Origin of the sequence: Mesorhizobium sp. M0207, from assembly GCF_040321995.1 — a bacterium.
GTDB lineage: Bacteria > Pseudomonadota > Alphaproteobacteria > Rhizobiales > Rhizobiaceae > Mesorhizobium.
Window position 1 is genome coordinate 100,013 of the sequence record NZ_JAMYSQ010000002.1, and the last position, 17,197, is coordinate 117,209.

At 61.6% G+C, this 17,197-nt stretch carries 16 protein-coding genes; 10 read left to right on the top strand and 6 right to left on the bottom strand.

All coding sequences use genetic code 11. The annotated features are described in order from the left end of the window. The first annotated feature begins 2 nt into the window (after positions 1 to 2). The 9 genes from NKJ15_RS04275 to NKJ15_RS04315 all read left to right on the top strand — a co-directional run bounded on the left by NKJ15_RS04275 (position 3) and on the right by NKJ15_RS04315 (position 9,364). Positions 3 to 1,100, top strand: coding sequence for an ABC transporter ATP-binding protein (locus NKJ15_RS04275; RefSeq protein ID WP_352814239.1), 1,098 nt, complete (start codon positions 3 to 5; stop codon positions 1,098 to 1,100). 4 nt (positions 1,101 to 1,104) lie between these two features. After that, positions 1,105 to 1,878, top strand: coding sequence for an SDR family NAD(P)-dependent oxidoreductase (locus NKJ15_RS04280; RefSeq protein ID WP_352814241.1), 774 nt, complete (start codon positions 1,105 to 1,107; stop codon positions 1,876 to 1,878). Positions 1,879 to 1,915: 37 nt separating this feature from the next. Beyond that, a complete protein-coding gene (locus NKJ15_RS04285) occupies positions 1,916 to 2,917 on the top strand; it encodes a sugar phosphate isomerase/epimerase family protein (RefSeq protein WP_352814243.1) in 1,002 nt (333 codons plus the stop codon). Then, a complete protein-coding gene (locus NKJ15_RS04290; RefSeq protein ID WP_352448128.1) occupies positions 2,914 to 3,726 on the top strand; it encodes an SDR family NAD(P)-dependent oxidoreductase in 813 nt (270 codons plus the stop codon). Before NKJ15_RS04285 ends, NKJ15_RS04290 begins: the two co-directional genes overlap by 4 nt. Positions 3,727 to 3,914: 188 nt before the next feature. Further along, positions 3,915 to 5,162: an ABC transporter substrate-binding protein gene (locus NKJ15_RS04295; RefSeq protein WP_352539302.1), complete on the top strand. Its 1,248-nt coding sequence runs from the start codon at positions 3,915 to 3,917 to the stop codon at positions 5,160 to 5,162. A 4-nt stretch (positions 5,163 to 5,166) separates the two neighbouring features. After that, positions 5,167 to 6,120 carry a carbohydrate ABC transporter permease gene (locus NKJ15_RS04300; RefSeq protein WP_023675501.1) on the top strand — a complete coding sequence of 318 codons (954 nt, stop codon included), beginning with the start codon at positions 5,167 to 5,169 and terminating at the stop codon, positions 6,118 to 6,120. Between the two features lie 7 nt (positions 6,121 to 6,127). Continuing rightward, positions 6,128 to 6,943: a carbohydrate ABC transporter permease gene (locus NKJ15_RS04305; protein ID WP_352539303.1), complete on the top strand. Its 816-nt coding sequence runs from the start codon at positions 6,128 to 6,130 to the stop codon at positions 6,941 to 6,943. 22 nt (positions 6,944 to 6,965) lie between these two features. Beyond that, the gene (locus tag NKJ15_RS04310; RefSeq protein ID WP_352814246.1) at positions 6,966 to 8,300 is read left to right on the top strand and encodes a sulfatase family protein; all 1,335 of its coding nucleotides are present in this window, start codon (positions 6,966 to 6,968) and stop codon (positions 8,298 to 8,300) included. Positions 8,301 to 8,368: 68 nt separating this feature from the next. After that, positions 8,369 to 9,364, top strand: a complete 996-nt coding sequence (locus NKJ15_RS04315; protein WP_352682613.1) for a LacI family DNA-binding transcriptional regulator — start codon at positions 8,369 to 8,371, stop codon at positions 9,362 to 9,364. A 12-nt stretch (positions 9,365 to 9,376) separates the two neighbouring features. On the opposite strand, the gene NKJ15_RS04320 is transcribed toward NKJ15_RS04315, so the two are convergent. Then, positions 9,377 to 9,817: a DUF2267 domain-containing protein gene (locus tag NKJ15_RS04320; RefSeq protein ID WP_352448133.1), complete on the bottom strand. Its 441-nt coding sequence runs from the start codon at positions 9,815 to 9,817 to the stop codon at positions 9,377 to 9,379. Between the two features lie 692 nt (positions 9,818 to 10,509). On the opposite strand from NKJ15_RS04320, the gene NKJ15_RS04325 reads away from it, so the two are divergent. Then, positions 10,510 to 10,935, top strand: a complete 426-nt coding sequence (locus NKJ15_RS04325; RefSeq protein WP_352814249.1) for a VOC family protein — start codon at positions 10,510 to 10,512, stop codon at positions 10,933 to 10,935. Between the two features lie 76 nt (positions 10,936 to 11,011). Here the strand turns inward: NKJ15_RS04325 and NKJ15_RS04330 are convergent, their stop codons facing one another. From NKJ15_RS04330 to NKJ15_RS04350, 5 genes are all read right to left on the bottom strand, one after another. After that, entirely contained in the window at positions 11,012 to 12,208 is a 1,197-nt protein-coding gene (locus NKJ15_RS04330; RefSeq protein ID WP_352814251.1) for a glycoside hydrolase family 172 protein, read from the bottom strand. A 24-nt stretch (positions 12,209 to 12,232) separates the two neighbouring features. After that, the gene (locus tag NKJ15_RS04335; RefSeq protein ID WP_352814254.1) at positions 12,233 to 13,075 is read right to left on the bottom strand and encodes a carbohydrate ABC transporter permease; all 843 of its coding nucleotides are present in this window, start codon (positions 13,073 to 13,075) and stop codon (positions 12,233 to 12,235) included. Further along, complete coding sequence (locus NKJ15_RS04340) at positions 13,068 to 14,003, bottom strand: carbohydrate ABC transporter permease (RefSeq protein ID WP_352767192.1); 936 nt, start codon at positions 14,001 to 14,003, stop codon at positions 13,068 to 13,070. Before NKJ15_RS04340 ends, NKJ15_RS04335 begins: the two co-directional genes overlap by 8 nt. 12 nt (positions 14,004 to 14,015) lie before the next feature. Next, a complete protein-coding gene (locus NKJ15_RS04345; protein ID WP_352814256.1) occupies positions 14,016 to 15,371 on the bottom strand; it encodes an ABC transporter substrate-binding protein in 1,356 nt (451 codons plus the stop codon). Positions 15,372 to 15,444: 73 nt separating this feature from the next. Then, positions 15,445 to 16,449 (bottom strand): LacI family DNA-binding transcriptional regulator, encoded by a 1,005-nt coding sequence (locus NKJ15_RS04350; protein ID WP_352814258.1) that lies wholly within the window; start codon positions 16,447 to 16,449, stop codon positions 15,445 to 15,447. Positions 16,450 to 17,197 lie beyond the last annotated feature (748 nt).

Consider the following 17,197-nt stretch of genomic DNA (forward strand, 5'->3'; position numbering starts at 1 on the left):
CCATGTCCGCGTTGATGATCCGCAACCTTCACAAGAGCTACGGCTCGCTCGAGATTCTTGCCGGCATCGATCTCGAGGCTAAGACCGGAGAATTCGTCGCCCTTGTCGGCCCGTCGGGTTGCGGCAAGTCAACCTTGCTCGCCATGATCGCCGGACTGGAAACCGTCACGTCGGGCGAGATATGGATCGGCGACCGGCTGGTGAACTCGGTGCAACCCAAGGACCGCGATATTGCGATGGTGTTCCAGTCATACGCCCTCTATCCCACCATGACGGTGCGCCAGAACATCACCTTCGGCATGGAGAGCCGCGGCGTGCCAAAAGCAGCGCAGGCGGAAGCTGTCCAGCGGGTTACCGCACTCCTGCAGATCGAACAGCTGCTTAAACGCAAGCCCGGCCAGCTCTCGGGAGGCCAGCGGCAGCGCGTTGCGATGGGGCGTGCCCTCGTGCGCGACCCGAAGCTGTTTCTGTTCGACGAGCCCTTGTCCAACCTCGACGCCAAGCTGCGCGTCGACATGCGTACCGAAATCAAGAAGCTTCACCATCGCGTCGGCAAGACCACGGTGTATGTCACCCACGATCAGGTCGAGGCGATGACGCTTGCATCCCGCATTGCGGTGATGAACCAGGGCTCGGTACAGCAGTTCGACACGCCGAAACGGATCTACGACCGGCCGACCAACATGTTCGTTGCCGGTTTCATGGGATCGCCGGCGATGAATTTCATTCCCGCCCGGCTTACGGGCTCGACCAGCATCTCGGTACGCGCCGCTGACGGCAGCGACGCCAGCCTCGCCCTTGCCGCGCCGATGCCCGCCGGTGCGCCAAAGGACGTCGTGCTCGGTATCCGGCCGGAACACATCTACCGTTTCACGACCGATCTGAAGTCGCGCAAACCTGCTGTGGCGTCCATGCAGGCGCCGGTCGAATTGGTCGAGCCTACCGGGGCCGAGACGCTTGCCGTGCTCAGGCTGGGTGACCTGGAGATCACCGGCCGTTTCGAGCCGGATGACGCTCCCGTCATGGGCGAGACGATAACGCTCGGCATCGACATGTCGCGCGCCTGTCTGTTCGATCCAACAACCAAGGCGCTTCTGTAGTTTGATGTCCGTACAATTCGCGACTTATCCGAGCTTGACCGGTCGGGTCGTGCTGATCTCCGGCGGCGCCTCCGGCATTGGCGCCGATATGGTCCGCGCCTTCGTGGCGAACGGCGCCCGGATAGCCTTTCTCGATGTGCAGGACGAACCAGCGGAGGCGTTGGTGCGCGAGCTCGCTGGTGCCGCCGGGCAGGCTCCGTTATATCTCCATTGCGATGTGACCGACGTCGATGCGCTAAAGGCGTCGGTAGCAGGCGTGCGCGCGCGGCTTGGTCCGGTCGCCGTCCTGGTGAATAACGCAGCCAATGATCAGCGCCATCCCATCGACGCGGTAACGGCCGACTATTGGGACCGCAGCTTCGATGTCAATCTGAGGCATCACTTCTTCGCCGCGCAGGCAGTGCATCCGCATATGAAGGAACTCGGCTTCGGCTCGATCATAAACTTCTCCTCCATTGCCTGGCGGTTCGGAGCGGACCAGATGGTGGCCTATGCCACCGCCAAGGGGGCCGTGGTGGCGCTGACGCGTGCGTTGGCGCGGTCGTTCGGACCGGATAACATCCGCGTCAATGCGATCGAACCCGGCGCCGTCATGACCGAGCGGCAGCGCGAGCTGTGGTTCAAGACGCAGGAGGCAGTCGACCAGACGGTGCAGCGGCAATTGATCCGCCGCGTCCTGCTGGGCGAGGAGATTGCACGCACCGTGCTCTTCCTGGCGGCCGACGACAGCCGCATGATCACCAAACAGTCCATAACCGTCGATGCCGGTCTGCGCTAGTGACGCCTCTCCGCTCTCCATTGGAATCGCCAAGCTGATGCTTCGTCTCGGCCTCAACCCCTACGGACTGACCTACTATCTCGGCCTGCAGGGCCGCGGCACGCCGCGGCACAATCCGGACGGCGTGGGGCTGGAAGGCTTCATCACGCTGGCGCAGGAACTGGGCGCACGCACGCTCGAGATCTACGAACCCTGGTTGACCGACTTGACTGACGCCGAAATCGTCGCCCTGCGCAGGCGTCTTGCCGCGCTAGACATCGTCCCGGTGGTGAGCGGCGGACTGCTGGTGGCAGGTCCGCTGGACAACGCCTTCCGGGCTGCGCGCCTGCTCGAGGCGACGACGATCCGTATCGCACTGACGCCTGTCCTGTGCGGCGACCGCAATGCGTGGGGTCCGAAATGGAGCGAGTTCAACGCAACGATTCGCGCTGCCTTGACGGAATGGGGGCCGCGTGCGGCGGCCGAGGGACGCGTGCTCGGCATCGAGAACCATCAGGACTTCGGCAGCGACGAACTGGCTGCGTTCTGCGAACTTGGCGGGCCGGGTGTCGGCATCACCTACGACACCGGCAACACCTTTCCTGTCGGCGAGGCGCCGCTTGCCTTCACGCGCCGGATCGCGCCCCATGTCCGCCACGTTCACCTCAAGGACTATCGCGTCCAGTTCACGGATGAGGGCTATCGCCTGGTCCGCTGCGCGATCGGCGACGGCGCCGTGCCTTTCGCCGAACTGGCAGCCATCCTTGGCGGGCACCACGACACGCTGACGGCGGTGCTTGAGCCCGGCGCGCTGGAGGCTCGTCACGTTCGCTGTCTCACCGACGACTGGTGGAACGGATATGCGCCGAAGACCGCCCGCGAATTCGCGGCCTGCCTGAGTGCCGCGCGCCTGAACCGCCTTGCGGACGACGCCGACTACCGCACGCCATGGGAGCGCAATGATGACGGTGCGCTCGTTTCGTACGAGCTCGACATGATCCGGCGCAGCGCCGCCAACATGATGAAATTCGATTTCATTGCAATGGAGAAATCAGCATGACTGCCCGAGAACTCAGCGGCCTGACCGCCTTCGTCACCGGCTCGGGACGCGGCCTCGGCCGCGTGATGGCCGACCGCTTGGCCGAACTTGGCGCAAACGTCGCGGTCCACGACCTCGATTGGGCCCGGCCATCTCAATATGGCGAATTCGCGGACCTCGGCGACTCTGCCAGGGGCTTGGAGAAGCACGGGACGCGCATCACCGCGGTCACCGGCAACATCGGCGACAAGCAAGCTGTCGCGGAAATGAAGAGGAAGATCGAGGCGGAGCTCGGCGACGTGCACGTCTTGGTAAACTGCGCCGGCGGCGACATCGGCGCCAAGGGCGTAAAGCCCAATCCCAACAACGCACTGGACATCGACTACGAAGACATCAAGGTTCTAACCGAGAACAACCTCATCGGCACGATGCTGGTCTGCCAGGCGTTCGTTCCGCCGATGGTCAAGCGTGGCTCGGGCTCGGTGATCAACATCGCCTCGGCGGCAGCGCATATCGGCTGCTCGCCCGAGGTGGTCTACTCGACGCTCAAGGCGGCTGTCGTCCATTATACGCGCTGCCTCGCCAAGGAACTGATCGACGATGGCGTACGCGTCAATGCGGTGAGCCCCGGCGCCACCAAGACCGCACGGTTCCAGGCGAGCCGCGTGGTCGATCCACAGCGCATGGATTCGAGCAAGAAATCGCTGAACCGGTATGCGGAGCCTGAAGAGATCGCCGAAGCGGTTGCCTTCCTCGCCGGTCCGCGCGCGCGCTTCATCAACGGGCAGGTAATCCGCGTCGATGGCGGTTTCACGATCTTTCCAGGTTAGGCCGCGATCGTCCAGACCAGCAACTTCGGCATCGCGCGCTGTAGATAGCTCCGCCCGAGTTCGGCCAGAACTATGCACTGCATTACAGTCGGAGCTTGACAAAAACGGCGGTATAGCGGGTATATTAATCGAATAATATGTCGCCATCCATTGTGAGGAAGGCGGTGGCAAACCTGGAGGAGACCAAGATGCGCCGCTACAAGTCAGTCGGGTTCCTGCACGGTGTGGTTTTAGGCGTGGCCCTGACGACCGCGAGTGCAGCCCATGCCGAGACCCTGACGCTCTATTGGAACGCCGGCCACGCGTATCAAGCTTATGCCGACGCAATAGCAAAGTTCGAGGCCGATCATCCCGGATGGTCGGTGCAGTGGGAGAAATTCCAGTGGCCGGATATGCGCACCAAGCTGGTGGCGGATTTTGCTGCGAAGAGCCCGCCCGATCTCGTCGCCGAACCCGGCGGCTGGGTGCAGGAATTCGGCCAGCGGAATCTGCTGCGGCCGCTGAACGACTTCATCGAACAAGACGGCAAGGCGATCGGCTATCCCGACGACTGGCAAGCCTATTCCGTGGAGCGCAACAAACTCGGCGGCCAGTACTATGGCATCCAGATCCACCTCACCTGCGCCACCCTCGTCTACAACGTCGATATGCTGAAGCAGGCGGGCTTCGACGCGCCGCCTGCGACCTGGGAGGAGTTCCTGAAGGTTGCCAAGGCGACGACGACCGGCGCCCGCTTCGGCTTCGCTCCCAACCCGAGCATCGGATATTATTCGTCGTGGCTGCTGCAGAACGGCGTAAGCTATTACGATCCCAAGACAAACAAGGTCAATCTCGACAGTCCTGAGGCGATCGAAGCGATCCAGTTCCTCGCCGACCTGATCCACAAGGAAAAAGCAGCGACCAAGCCGGCGGCGGGTGCTGACTATGAGGGTCCGCAAAAGCTGTTCACGGCCAACCGGGTCGCAATGATCATAACCGGTCCGTGGGACGTGAAGCCGATCCGCTCGGGCAACCCGAAGCTCAACTGGGCGGTTGCGCCATCACTCAAGCACAAGGTGCAGGCGACGTTCGCGGGCGGCGTCAGCGTGATGATCCCTAAGGACGCCAAGCACCCGAAGGAGGCCTGGGAGTTGTTGAAGCGGCTCGTCGCGCTCGACACGGAACTAGCGGCTACCAAGGAAGCGGGCATGACGATGCCGCGCAAATCCTGGGCCGAAAACGCCGAGGTTCAGGCCGATCCGGTCATCGGCAGCTTCAGCAAATGCCTGCCTTACGCGCAAGACGTCACCGCCGAGCTGCGCCTCACCGGCAAGCACGCGCGAATCGAGAAGCTTCTGCAAAGTGCGCTCGAGGATATCATCTACAATCAGAAGCCAGCAGCCGAGATCATGCCGAAATTCGCGGCCGAGGCCAACGTCATCCTGGCCAACAACTAGGCCGATGTTTATCAGCGGCAGCACCGATACGGCCGATACGGACATTCGCGTCGGCGCGATGCCGACCCGGCGAGCTGCCCGCTTCAGCCGGCGCACCAGACAAACGCTTCTCGCTTACCTGCTGCTGTCGCCAGCAATCCTCTATTTCTCGGTCTATTTCTTCTATCCGATAGGACTGGAGTTTTGGGCGAGCCTGTACAGCGGCCAGCCGCTGATCGGCGAGAGCCGATTCGCCGGACTGGACAACTACGTTGCTGCGCTCGGCGACGCGCGCGTTCGGCAGTCGCTCTTCGTGACGCTGGCCTTCGCGATAGGCGTCACTGCGGCCAGCATCGCCATTGGCCTCGGACTGGCGGTCGTGCTCAACCGGCCGATCCCGGGGCGCACTCTGATCCGCGCAATCATCTTCTTTCCCTACATCACCTCCTTCGTGATCGTCGCGTTGATGTGGCAGGCAATTCTCGATCCCTACACTGGCATCTTGAACAGCTTCCTTGCCGAGCTTGGGCTGCCGACCCAGAATTGGCTCGGCGACACCTCGACCGCGTTGCCGACCCTCATCGCCATCACGGTCTGGAAGGATGTCGGCTATGCCATGCTGATCTACCTCTCCGCGTTGCAGTCGATCCCGTCCGACTTCTATGATGCCGCATCCATCGACGGCGCCACGCCGACGCAGCAATTCCGCTATCTGACCTGGCCGTTGTTGACGCCGACCACGCTGTTCATCGCGGTCGTCAGCACGATCAGCCAACTGCAGGAGCTGGCGCCGGCCTACCTGATAACCAAGGGCGGACCGGCCGACGCGACGCGGTTCTTCAGCCTGCACGTGTTCGAGGCAGCCTTCTTCGAGCTCAACATCGGCTACGCCTCGGCGCTGTCTTTCCTGATGTTCCTGCTGATCCTGGCCATCACCTTCGTTCAGTTCCGCCTGCTCAACCGCGAAACCACCTATTGAGGTTGGCATGACATTGGCAAAAACGCTCCCGTCCTACCTACTGCTGCTCTTCTGCGTGGCGCTGTCGATCTTTCCGTTCCTCTACATGCTTTCGCTGTCGCTGCAGAGCGATGCCGACGTCTTCAGCGGCATTCCGATTCTGATCCCCGAGACGTGGCAATTCACGAATTACATCGACATCTGGCAGAAGGCGCCGTTCGCGCGTTTCACGCTCAACAGCTTCATCATCGCCGGCGGGATTACCTTCCTCCATCTGATCTTCGATCCGTTGATCGGCTACGTCTTCGCGAAGATGGAATTCGCCGGTAAGCGCGTCATGTTTGTCGCGGTGCTGTCTACGCTGATGATCCCATTCTTCATCCGCATGATCCCGCTCTATGTGCTCACCGCGCGGATGGGATGGCTCAACACCTATCAGGGCCTTATCCTTCCATTCGCCATGAGCGCCTATGGAATCTTCCTGATGCGGCAGTTCATCCGTCCGATTCCCGACGAGTTGCTTGACGCTGCACGGATGGACGGCTGCTCGGAACTCGGCCTTTACTGGCGCATCGTGCTGCCGCAGGTCCGTCCGGCACTGGCGACGCTGGCCCTCCTCACCTTCGTGTTCCAGTGGAACGAATTCCTCTGGCCGCTAGTCGCCGTCAACACCACCGAAATGCGGCCGATCACGACGGGACTGACGCTTTTCAACCAGGAATTCTTCACCCAGTGGAACCTGACGGCGACGGGCGGGATCATTCTCTTCATCCCGAGCCTGCTGCTGTTCCTCTTCACGCAGCGCTACTTCGTCCGCAGCGTGATGCTGGCAGGCATGAAATGACCATTCGGAGCCATTGCACCCTATGACGTCCCGCCGACCGAACGTAATCGTCTTCTTCACCGACCAGCAGCGTTGGGACACCGTTGGCGTCCATGGCAATCCGCTCGAGCTTACGCCAAATTTCGACCGCCTCGCCGGGACCGGCACGTTCGTGGCGAATTCGTTTACCTGCCAGCCCGTTTGCGGACCCGCCCGCTCCGTATTCCAGACGGGGCGGTACCCGACCATCACCGGCTGCTACCGCAACGACCTCCCACTGCCGAAGAGCGAGCGCACGCTCGCGCATCATTTCACCGCGGCAGGTTATGACACCGCCTACATCGGCAAGTGGCACCTGGGGTCCGCCGAGCCGGTCACCCAGGAACAACGCGGCGGCTATCGCTACTGGCTGGCCTCCAACATCCTGGAGTTCACTTCCGGCCCCTTCGACACCGTCGTCCACGACAATGACGGCAAGGCGGTGAAGCTGCCGGGATACCGCGTCGATGCCCTAACCGACGCTGCAATCCGCTATGTCGCATCGAGGGAAGACGAGCCGTTCTTTCTATTCCTGTCCTTCCTCGAGCCGCATCACCAGAACCAGACGGACAACTACCCTGCCCCGCTCGGATACGAGGACAGGATCCGCAAGAAGCTCGCCATTCCCGGCGATCTCGCCGCACTTGGCGGCACGACAGCGGAACATTTCCCCGGCTATCTGGGCATGGTCGCACGCCTCGACGAGGCGTTTGGACGGCTGATCGAGGCGCTCTACAGCCTTGGCCGGCTTGACGACACGATCATCCTCTTCACCTCCGACCACGGATGTCACTTCAAGACCCGCAACAACGAATACAAGCGTTCCTGTCATGAGGCGTCGATCCGCGTGCCGACGCTATTCCACGGCCCCGGCTTCCAGCGCATCGGCACATATGAAGGCCTGGTCAGCCTCGTCGATCTCGCGCCGACCCTGCTCGCCGCGGCCGGCCTGAAAGTGCCCAGTTCGATGCAGGGCGTCTCGCTGCTCGACGCACTGCAGGGCGAACGGCCGCCGCGCGACGAGATATTCGTTCAAATCAGCGAGCACCATGTCGGCCGCGCCTTGCGCACCAGACGGTGGAAATATGAGGTCGAGGCACCGGGAAAAGACGGCTGGCGGGATTCCGGCAGCGATTTCTATGTCGAGGCGAGGCTCTACGACCTCGATGCCGATCCAAACGAACTAACCAATCTCATAGCTTCGCCCGATCACGCAGAGACGCGTGCATGGCTGCGAGGCCGCATCGTTGCCCTGATGGAGGAGGCCGGCGAGGCAAGGCCCGAGATCCTTGCCGCCGGGCATGGAAGCTGGAATGAAATCCGGCTGAGCGACAGCTGATCATGTCACGTCGCGCAGCGGATCCAACAATGCACGAGAGAAGTCCCGATCGCAGAAAGGCGCCGACCATGGCCGATGTCGCCCGGCGCGCCAATGTATCGACCGCTGCCGTGTCGTACCTGCTCAGCGGCGACAGCACGCGCCTGAAGTTCGTCGGCAAGGAGGCGCGGCAGCGCATCCTCGAGGCCGTCGCTGAGCTCAACTATGTGCAAAACCGCACCGCGCGGCAGCTGCGCCGCCAGCAGGCCGAGCGAATCTGCCTTGTACTGCCTCGTCTCGGCGTGCCGTTCAGCGACCGGATCGCGCAGGATATCCAATCTGGAGCGGCTCTGAGGGGATTTTCGACAATTATCACCGCGGGAGACACCTTCGAACGAACCGACCGGATCGTGAGGGAAATCGAGAGCGGGCTGGCAGACGGCATTATCGCCGACTGGCAGCATCTCTCCGAGCCCGAGGTGATGCTCTTGGCCGCGCGCCTGGCGGCCGCGGGCCGGCCAGCGGTGATCTTCCATCCGACCATCGAGCCGGCAGGCTTCTCGGTTGTGCGCCAGCATACCGGCAGGGCCGTCTTCGAGGCACTCGACTACCTCTACCGAGCCGGCCATCGCTGCATCGCCTATATGGTGCATGAGCAAGCGGTGGACGGGAGCCGTCTCGCCGCCTATCGCAGCTTCCTGCAAGCACGCGGCCTTCCGCTGCGAGACGACCTGGTGATCGGCGGTGCAGAGGCGCGCAAGGCTGCGTTTGCCAATGCTACGGCGCTGGCCGCCCGCAAGGATCGGCCGACCGCGCTTTTCGTCGAATCCGATCTTGCCGCCGTGACCGCCCTGCACGCATTCGAGGAGGCCGGCCTCTCCGTGCCCGGCGACATTGCAGTCATCGGCTGCGGCAATATCGACGAGGGCGAATTCAGTCATCCGGCATTGACGACAATCGGCCCCGAAACTGCCCACTACGACCATCTTGCCGATCATCTGATCTCATTGATCTCGGCAACACCGGGCGCAATACCTACGCTTTTCAGCGTTTCGTGGCAGTTGGTCCGTCGCGCGTCCGCATGAGCAGGATCGCCGCTATTTGACGCCCACGCTTTCAGGCCAGAGGACCTGGATTTCCTTTGGCAGCGCATCCCGCACCTTTGCCGACTGGCCAAGGTCTATATGCCGTGCAAGCACACGCAGCACTGAGCGTGCCGCATCCTCGGGATCGACAGGACGGGTCGATTTCAATTCATCGGCGATGTGTTGCAGGAACTTCTCGAGCGAGCGTGTCTTGTCGGGCATGTCGGCGGGCCGATAGCGATCATAGTAGGCGCCGCGCACGAGCAGCGGCAGTTCCGCTCCCAATTTGGCCGCCAGTCCGATCTGCAGCCTGTCGCGAAGGGTTCGCAGAACGGCGCCCAATGTATGCCAGGCCACGTGTCGATCCGGACCAAGATCCGCCATGATCTCGTCAAGCCAGATGTTTGTTATTTGCAGCGTTTTGTCAAAAACGTCCAAGCCGGTTGCGCTCATCGTCGCCTCCTCGAAAGGTTCTGCGGGCGAAACGGCGACCGGAGATTATTGTTTCGTGGTCCTGTGAAAATCGTCCTGGCAAAGCGGCGGAAACCGGTTCGGTCGGAGAGCCTGTCGGCGTCAGGTCTGCTCGACACTCTGCATCTGCTGGATTTCGGCGATCTGTCGGAAGCGGCCGTTTTCACCCCGTTGAGTGCAGTCACAGCGGCCAGATTGTCGCCCTTTTCATCCCACCGCACCGGCTCGCGATAGGCGATTCCCCTGAAACGGATATCGCGCACCGCCGCCAGAACGTCGCGCCGGCTCGGATATCCCTTGGATGCAGTGCTGGCGTCTTTGATCGCGGCAAGGAGAAGGCAGGTCGAATCGTAGGCATTCACGGCATAATTGCGCTTCGGCTTCGCCGTCCGACGATCTCGCCAGCTTCGGCGAGCGTCGCTTCTAAGCAATCCCTTCGCGCGTCAACGACGCCCGTTCAACCTTCCCACAGTTGTATTCGGCGCCCTGCGTTCCGATCATTAAAGTCGTCCTTGCTGATCCGAAAGGTGGTTGTCCTCCGTCTAACTGAGCTTGTGCTCATCGGTTCCGAACGTCGTCTCAGCAATGAGACCGGTCCTCACGTTGCCCGAGCCCGGGTATCTCTTGACTGACTGAGCGGCCCGCGCCGACAATGGCATTGGGAAGACGGCGGGATGGCGCCCACGGTGTTCGGCACCACTTGGCGATCAAGCTGCGAAAGGGCTGTCATGGATTGGAAGCTGGAACTGGTCCCGGTCCCCGTATCGGACATCGATAGAGCAATTGCCTTTTATGTTGGGAAGGTCGGCTTTCATCTCGATCACGACCACACCGTAAGCGACGAGATACGTTTCGTGCAATTGACGCCGCCCGGTTCGGCCTGTTCGATTGCCATGGGCAAGGGCCTCGTTGACAGCCCCCCGGGATCCATAAGGGGCCTGCAACTGGTCGTGCCCGATATCGATGAGGCTCACCGGTACCTGGCCGCTCAAGGCATCGAGGTCAGCGATATCAAGGATTTTCCCTGGGGCAGATTTGTCTTCTTTGAGGATCCCGACGGCAACACCTGGTCTGTCCAGCAACTTCCACCTCGCAGCTGAGGCGGCACGCTGCGGCAGGGTCGTGCCCCGACACAGATAGCGCGGGATGCACGGTTCAATTCGAACGCATCCCGGCCTAACGCCTCTTCTCGTCGAAGGCGGCATTCCAATTGTGATAAGGCGCGCGATAGGTGGGGATGCGGTCCTCGACATCGACAAGCGCTTCGAACGGTTTGTGCGGTTCGGCCTGATACCAGAAGGCGACCGACGAAATGTCGTCCGAGCGGCGATTGGCGTGACCGTGCTCGATGGTCACCCGGATGCGTTTGTGGAAGATAACCGGGTCCTCTATGTGCCAGCGATAGAGCGTAACCGGCTCGGTCCAGTTCGGCCCGCCGGCGGCGATGATGCCGTGATAGGGCGCGCTGTAGTCCTGTGTCGGGCACCATGCCGTATTGAAATAATCTTCCGTGCCGGTGCCGTGCAGCGTCGGCGGCCAGGCATCGTTGGCGCCGGGGCCGGTCTCGCCGCGATCGTCGATCAGTTCGGCCTTCGGTCCGATGCGCGGATCGGGCTTGCGCACGGTATCCGGCACGGAAATGCCCGGCTCGCCATCGACGAAGATCATGTCGTCGCCCTCGCCATACCAGTCCCATAGTGCGGAACGCCGCCGCGAATAGACGGAATAGAGCACGCCGACATAGTGGCCATGACCTTCCGCCTTCAGGATGGTGTAGTTGCCGTTCCCGTCGGTGTTTTCCCCGCCAAACAGGACCTGCTCGTTGGCCAGCCCCGTCTCGTCTATGCCATCAGGTCGCTGCTGCCTGTATTGGGCGTGGAAGCGGCCCAGGCCTTCCTCGAGTTCCTCATGCAGTTCGAGATCGACATAGTAATAGAAAAGCAGGTCGTCCTCAGCCTCATTGGTGACGGTGAAGCGCATGTGGCTGGCAAACGGCATCGGAAAATAGCAGTTGAAGGCCTTGCCGTCCTCGGGGCTTGCCTGGACCGGCAGGCTGGCAAAATTGCGGGTGCGGGCATGCCCCATGCCGAAGAAATCGCCGATCGGCGTTTCGATGCTCGGATGTTCCTCGCCATCCCAGTACGCGCGCAGCACGATCTTGCGCAGGAAGTCCTCGCTCTTGCAGGCGAGCGTCGCCCAGATATGCGTGACGATGCCGGCACCGTCATGTTCGGCAATCACCACCGTCTGGCCGGGTTCAATGTGCAGCCGGTCGTCATTGCCGCCGGTGCGGTCGTAGCTCGAGAACCGGCGGGTTTTGGCGTCGCGCAATTTGGCGAGCCCGCGAAGCGGCGACAAGCCGGCATTATCCATGTGTTTCTCCTCTTGCTTCAGCGGTTATTTCAGGCCGCTTGTCTTGATCGATTCCATGATCTGGCGTTGGAAGATCACGAAAAGAACCAGCATCGGCACGGCGACGATGGTCGAGGCGGCCATGACGTAGTTCCAGGCGGCGGCGTACTGGCTCTTGAAGTTCGCAATGGCTACCTGCACCACCCAGAGATCGAGGTCCGATGTGATCGTCAACGGCCACAGGAAAGCATTCCAGTTGGCGAGGAAGAACAGGATCGCCAGTGCCGACAGGATCGGCCGGCTGAGCGGCAGGATGATGCTCCAATAGATGCGCCAGTAGCCGGCACCATCCATGATCGCGGCTTCTTCCAGTTCCCTGGGCAGCGACAGGTAGTATTGCCTGAGCAGAAAGATGCCGAACGCGTTGAAGATCGCCGGAATGATCAGCCCGGCATAGCTGTCCAACATGTGCAGCGTCCGCGTCAAAATGAACAGCGGCACGATGATTACTGGCAGCGACACCAGGAAGGTCGAGAACATGGCGAGGAACAGAATGTCGCGGCCCGGAAAACGCAGCCGTGCGAGCGAATAGCCGGCCATCGAATGGAAGAACAGCGCAGCGACGGTTACTGTGGCCGACACAAAGAACGAATTGAAGAGATAGCGCAGGAACGGCACCTCGGTCAGCACATAGAGGAAATTGCCGAGCGTCGGCCGTTCCGGAATGAGGCTCGGCGTGAAGACGTCGCTCGCCGGCTTGAGCGAGATGACCAGCATCCAGACAAGCGGGAACACCGTCATCAGGCCAAGCGCTGCGGTCGCCAGCATCCAGGCAAGCCTCGCCGCTCGTATCTGCGAACGGCCGGAATGAGTTCGGCCGTCAGTCATGCTCGAAACGTCCGCCGCGCGTCAGCACGAAGAAGAAGACCGTGACCAGCATCAGCGCCAGCACCAGCAGCGATGCCATTGCCGATGCATAGCCGAAGGCGCCGAACTGGAACGCCTGCTTGTAGATGTAGATGATCAGCACCGAGGTCGAATTGACCGGCCCGCCTTTGGTCATCACATAGATCAGGTCGAAGACCTGGCCGCCGGCGACAGCCGCGACGAGCGAGACCAGGAGGACGAAGAAGCTGGTCGGCTTGAGCAAGGGCAAAGTAATGTACCAGAAGCTTGTCACCGGCCCGGCACCGTCGATCTTTGCGGCTTCGTAGTACTCTGCCGGGATGTCCTGGAGCCCGCCGAGGAAGATCAGCATGTAGAAACCCATCAGGAACCAGACGCTGACCAGCACCAGCGTGAACAGCGCCAGATTTGGATCGCCGAGCAGCGAAATTCCGCCGAGACCGACGAGCGGCGCCAGCCGGCTGACGATGCCGACCTTTTCGACCAGCATGAGCTGCCACACGAGCGCCACCACGACCAGGCTGACCATCTGCGGCGCAAAGAACATCGAGCGCATGACCGCGTTGAAGCGGTTGGTCTTCTGCACCAGAAGCGCCAGTCCCAGTCCGGCGACGTAGAGCGCCGGCACCAGCATGACGGCATAGGCTACCGTCACCTTCACGGACGACCAGAACAGCGGGTCGCCCCACATGCGCCTGTAATTGCCGAACCCGACGAACCTGTAGCCGCCGAAGCCGTTGACCTCGAAGAACCCGACGGCGAGCGACAGCAGCATCGGCACGCCGACGAACACCAGCAGGCCAACCGCATCGGGCAGGACGAACAGCCATGCGGCGCAGCGCTCCCTTTGCTTGGCGGTGAGGCCGCGGGCGGAATTCGCGCCCGCGGCTGGCGGTTTCAACTGATCCATGCTGGAAAGGGCCTAAAGGATCGGCGCGCCGGAATAGGAAGCGAGGAACGCATCGAGTTGCTGACTGGCCGTCGTCGCCGCCTGCTGGGCATCAACCCCGCCAAGCTGTGCCGACTGGATGGCGTCGGAGATGATCTTGTACGCCTCCGGCGGAACCCGCGGCTCGGCACGCGTTCCCGGGTGGATCTCCTTGGCGAAGGTGCCGAACTTGCCCGTGCTGAAGACATCGGCGCCGGCCTTCAGCGCGCTGTTGCGCGGCGGCATGTCGCTCTTGGCGACCGTGCACCAGTTGACGACACGGTCGATCGAGGCCTGGTCCATCGAGGCCAGCGCCCAGGCGCAGAACTGGGCGGAGGCATCTGGGTTCTTGCCCCCGGCATTGGCGACGAAGGCCCAGCCGCCGCCGACAGTGACGTATTTGCCATTGGCCGGCGTCGGCAATTTGAAGATGCCGTAGGGCACATCCTTGGCGTTGTTGTCCATCGCCGAAATGCCCCAGATGCCGCAGTTCTGCATGGCGCACAGCCCTGCCCCGAGATTGGCGACTATGTCGAAACCACCGCCGACCACTTGACGCGGCGCCACGCCGGTATTGATGGCATCCTGCCAGAGTTTCAGCGCCTGGACGGTGGCCGGCGAATCGAAGGCGCTCTTGCCGTCCTTGCCCTGGAATTCGCCGCCGCCCTGCCACAGGAACGGATACCAGGTGAAGTTCTGGTAATAGCCGGGAGTCGTTTCGAACAGCACGCCGTAGCGGCTGGGCGTCGTCAGCTTTTTGGCGACCGCCAACAGCTCGTCCCAGGTCTTCGGCACGTCGTTCTCGTTGAGCTTTGCATCCTCGAACGCTTTGACCGAATAGTAGAAGGCCATCGGCTCGACTTCCATCGGCACACCGTAGATCTTGCCGTCCACCATGCGGTTGGCGATGACGCTTTCCGGGAAATCGGCTTTGGCGCCATCCTCGATATGCGGCGTCAGGTCGGCAAGCACGCCGCCATTGTAATAACGCAGGAAATCGCCGGGGCTGATGAGGAAGATGTCAGGACCCTCGCCCGACGCGAAGGCCGTTGCCAGCTTGGAACCGGAGATGTATTCGCTGTTGACGACATATTCGAGCTCGACCTTCTGGTCGTGGCCGTCGTTCCAGTCGGCCACCAGCTTTTCGAACCACTGGACCTGCGGCTTCACGTCTCCGCCAGGCGCATAGAACTGCCAGAATTTCAGCGGCGCTTCCTGAGCGCGCACGGCCATCCTGTTGATGAACGGGAAGCCTGTGAGGCCGGCGGCAGCGAAAGTGGCGCCGCCCTGGATCAGCCGACGGCGATTCAGGCTGGCCAATGGCCGGTCGCGGGTCGTTTTGTCAGTCATCAATTCCTCCCTTGGATGTTGTTCGGTCGAACGTTGGCGAAGGGACCTCCGTTCCCTTTGCCGGCATCTGGCGTCACGCGCTGTCGAATGGGCTCAACGCGCATGGGATCACTTCGGTGCGCGGCGCGCCCTCGACTTTGCCACCCAGCCGTTCGAGCAGCATTTCCGTGGCGCGCTTGGCAAGCATTGTCGGACTGTTGCCGACACAGGTCAGCTTCGGCCTGACATATTCCAGTTGAGGCAGGTCATCGAAGACTGCGATGGCGATATCCTGAGGGATATTGATCCCATGGTCGTAGAATTCGGTCAGCGCACCGGAGGCCATCAGATAATTGGCGAAGAACATCGCCGACGGCAGGTGTCCGCCGTGCTTCTCCCTGAGCCAGGTGACCGCTTCCCGCCCTGACGGGGCAAGATAGCTTCCCTCAAACCGCAGATCGGCGGAGATTGGCACGCCATTGTCGGCGAGCCCTTTTTCGAAACCGGCGGCACGCGCCATCGCCTCCTTGAAAAAGGATGGCCCGGTGACATGGGCGATGCGGCGATGGCCCCTCTTCGCCAGATACTCGCCCATCAGATAGCCGCCGCCGAAATCGTCCAGCTGGACGCTGTCGACAGCATGGTTCGGCAGATGGCCGATGAAGACGGCGGGCAGATCGAGGCTGAGCAGTTCGCTGTGCATGCCGTGCAGCGCGAAGTCGGCAACGATGACGCCGTCGACCCGCTTGCGCCCGATCTGGCGCAAATACTCGCGGCCGTGATCCTGTGAATGTCCGCCCGGCACGTCGGTGTTGAAGATCAGCATGTCGAGGCCGACCACTTCGAGCGTCGACTGCGCCGTTTTCACCAGCTCCGGATAGAACGGGTTGCGGATGTCCGGGATCAGCATCGCGATAATGTTGGTACGGCCGGTGCGCAGGCTTTGCGCATGCGGGTTCGGGGTGTAGCCGAGTTCGTCGATCGCCGCTTGTACGCGCTCACGCAGCGATTTCGATACCCGGTCCGCATGGTTGATGACATGCGACACGGTCGTGCGCGACACGCCCGCTCGCGTGGCAACTTTGGAAATCGTACTCATGGTGACAGGTTATGGGCACTTGAATGCATTTGCAAATCGATTTTACCGATGTCTCGCAAATTAGGGCCATCAGGCGATTATACAAATGCCAAAAGAAAAGGCCGGGTTGTTAAGCCCGGCCAAGTGTGAAGGTCTATAACCTCCAGAGGGGAACGCGCCGGACGCAATGGGAGGAGACATCCGACGCAATTCGCATATGGGTCTGCATTGGTGGCGTTTCAACGATGCGGCAGTAGACCAACGGCGTTGCTGCCATAGAGCCAGAAACGCAAAGCATTCGAAGGGGCGGTGGATCGCAGCTGCCAGTTGGACACAAAGGTCGGCGAATGCAGGGCGGGCTCCTGGCATAGGGACTTCAGTCTGTAAGCCTATCGACCAAGGACCCGCACAGCCAAACTTTGGTCCGAGGCTGCTATCGCAAAAGCCCGAAATGCGAGAGTTTCAGGAACTGAGTTCCGAGGAGCCCCGTTGCGATGCCGACTGTTACAGGAGGCCGCCATGGACCCGAGCATTCACCAGGCACGTTGGCTGCTTTTTCCGTTATTTGGCCTGTGTTTCGGGGTCGCGGCCATTGGATTTATTGTTGGCTGACGGTGGAAGTCGGCGCTACCGCGGAGAGACGCAACCAAAGGAAGGCAAAAGACTTGCGCAGTAAATAGTCCCTTCCTGCGCTAGCGAGACCCACCAGTTACCATCGTGGGACTGGTGGGTCTTGACGTTCCGGACGCAAACCATTGTTTTAAGCATC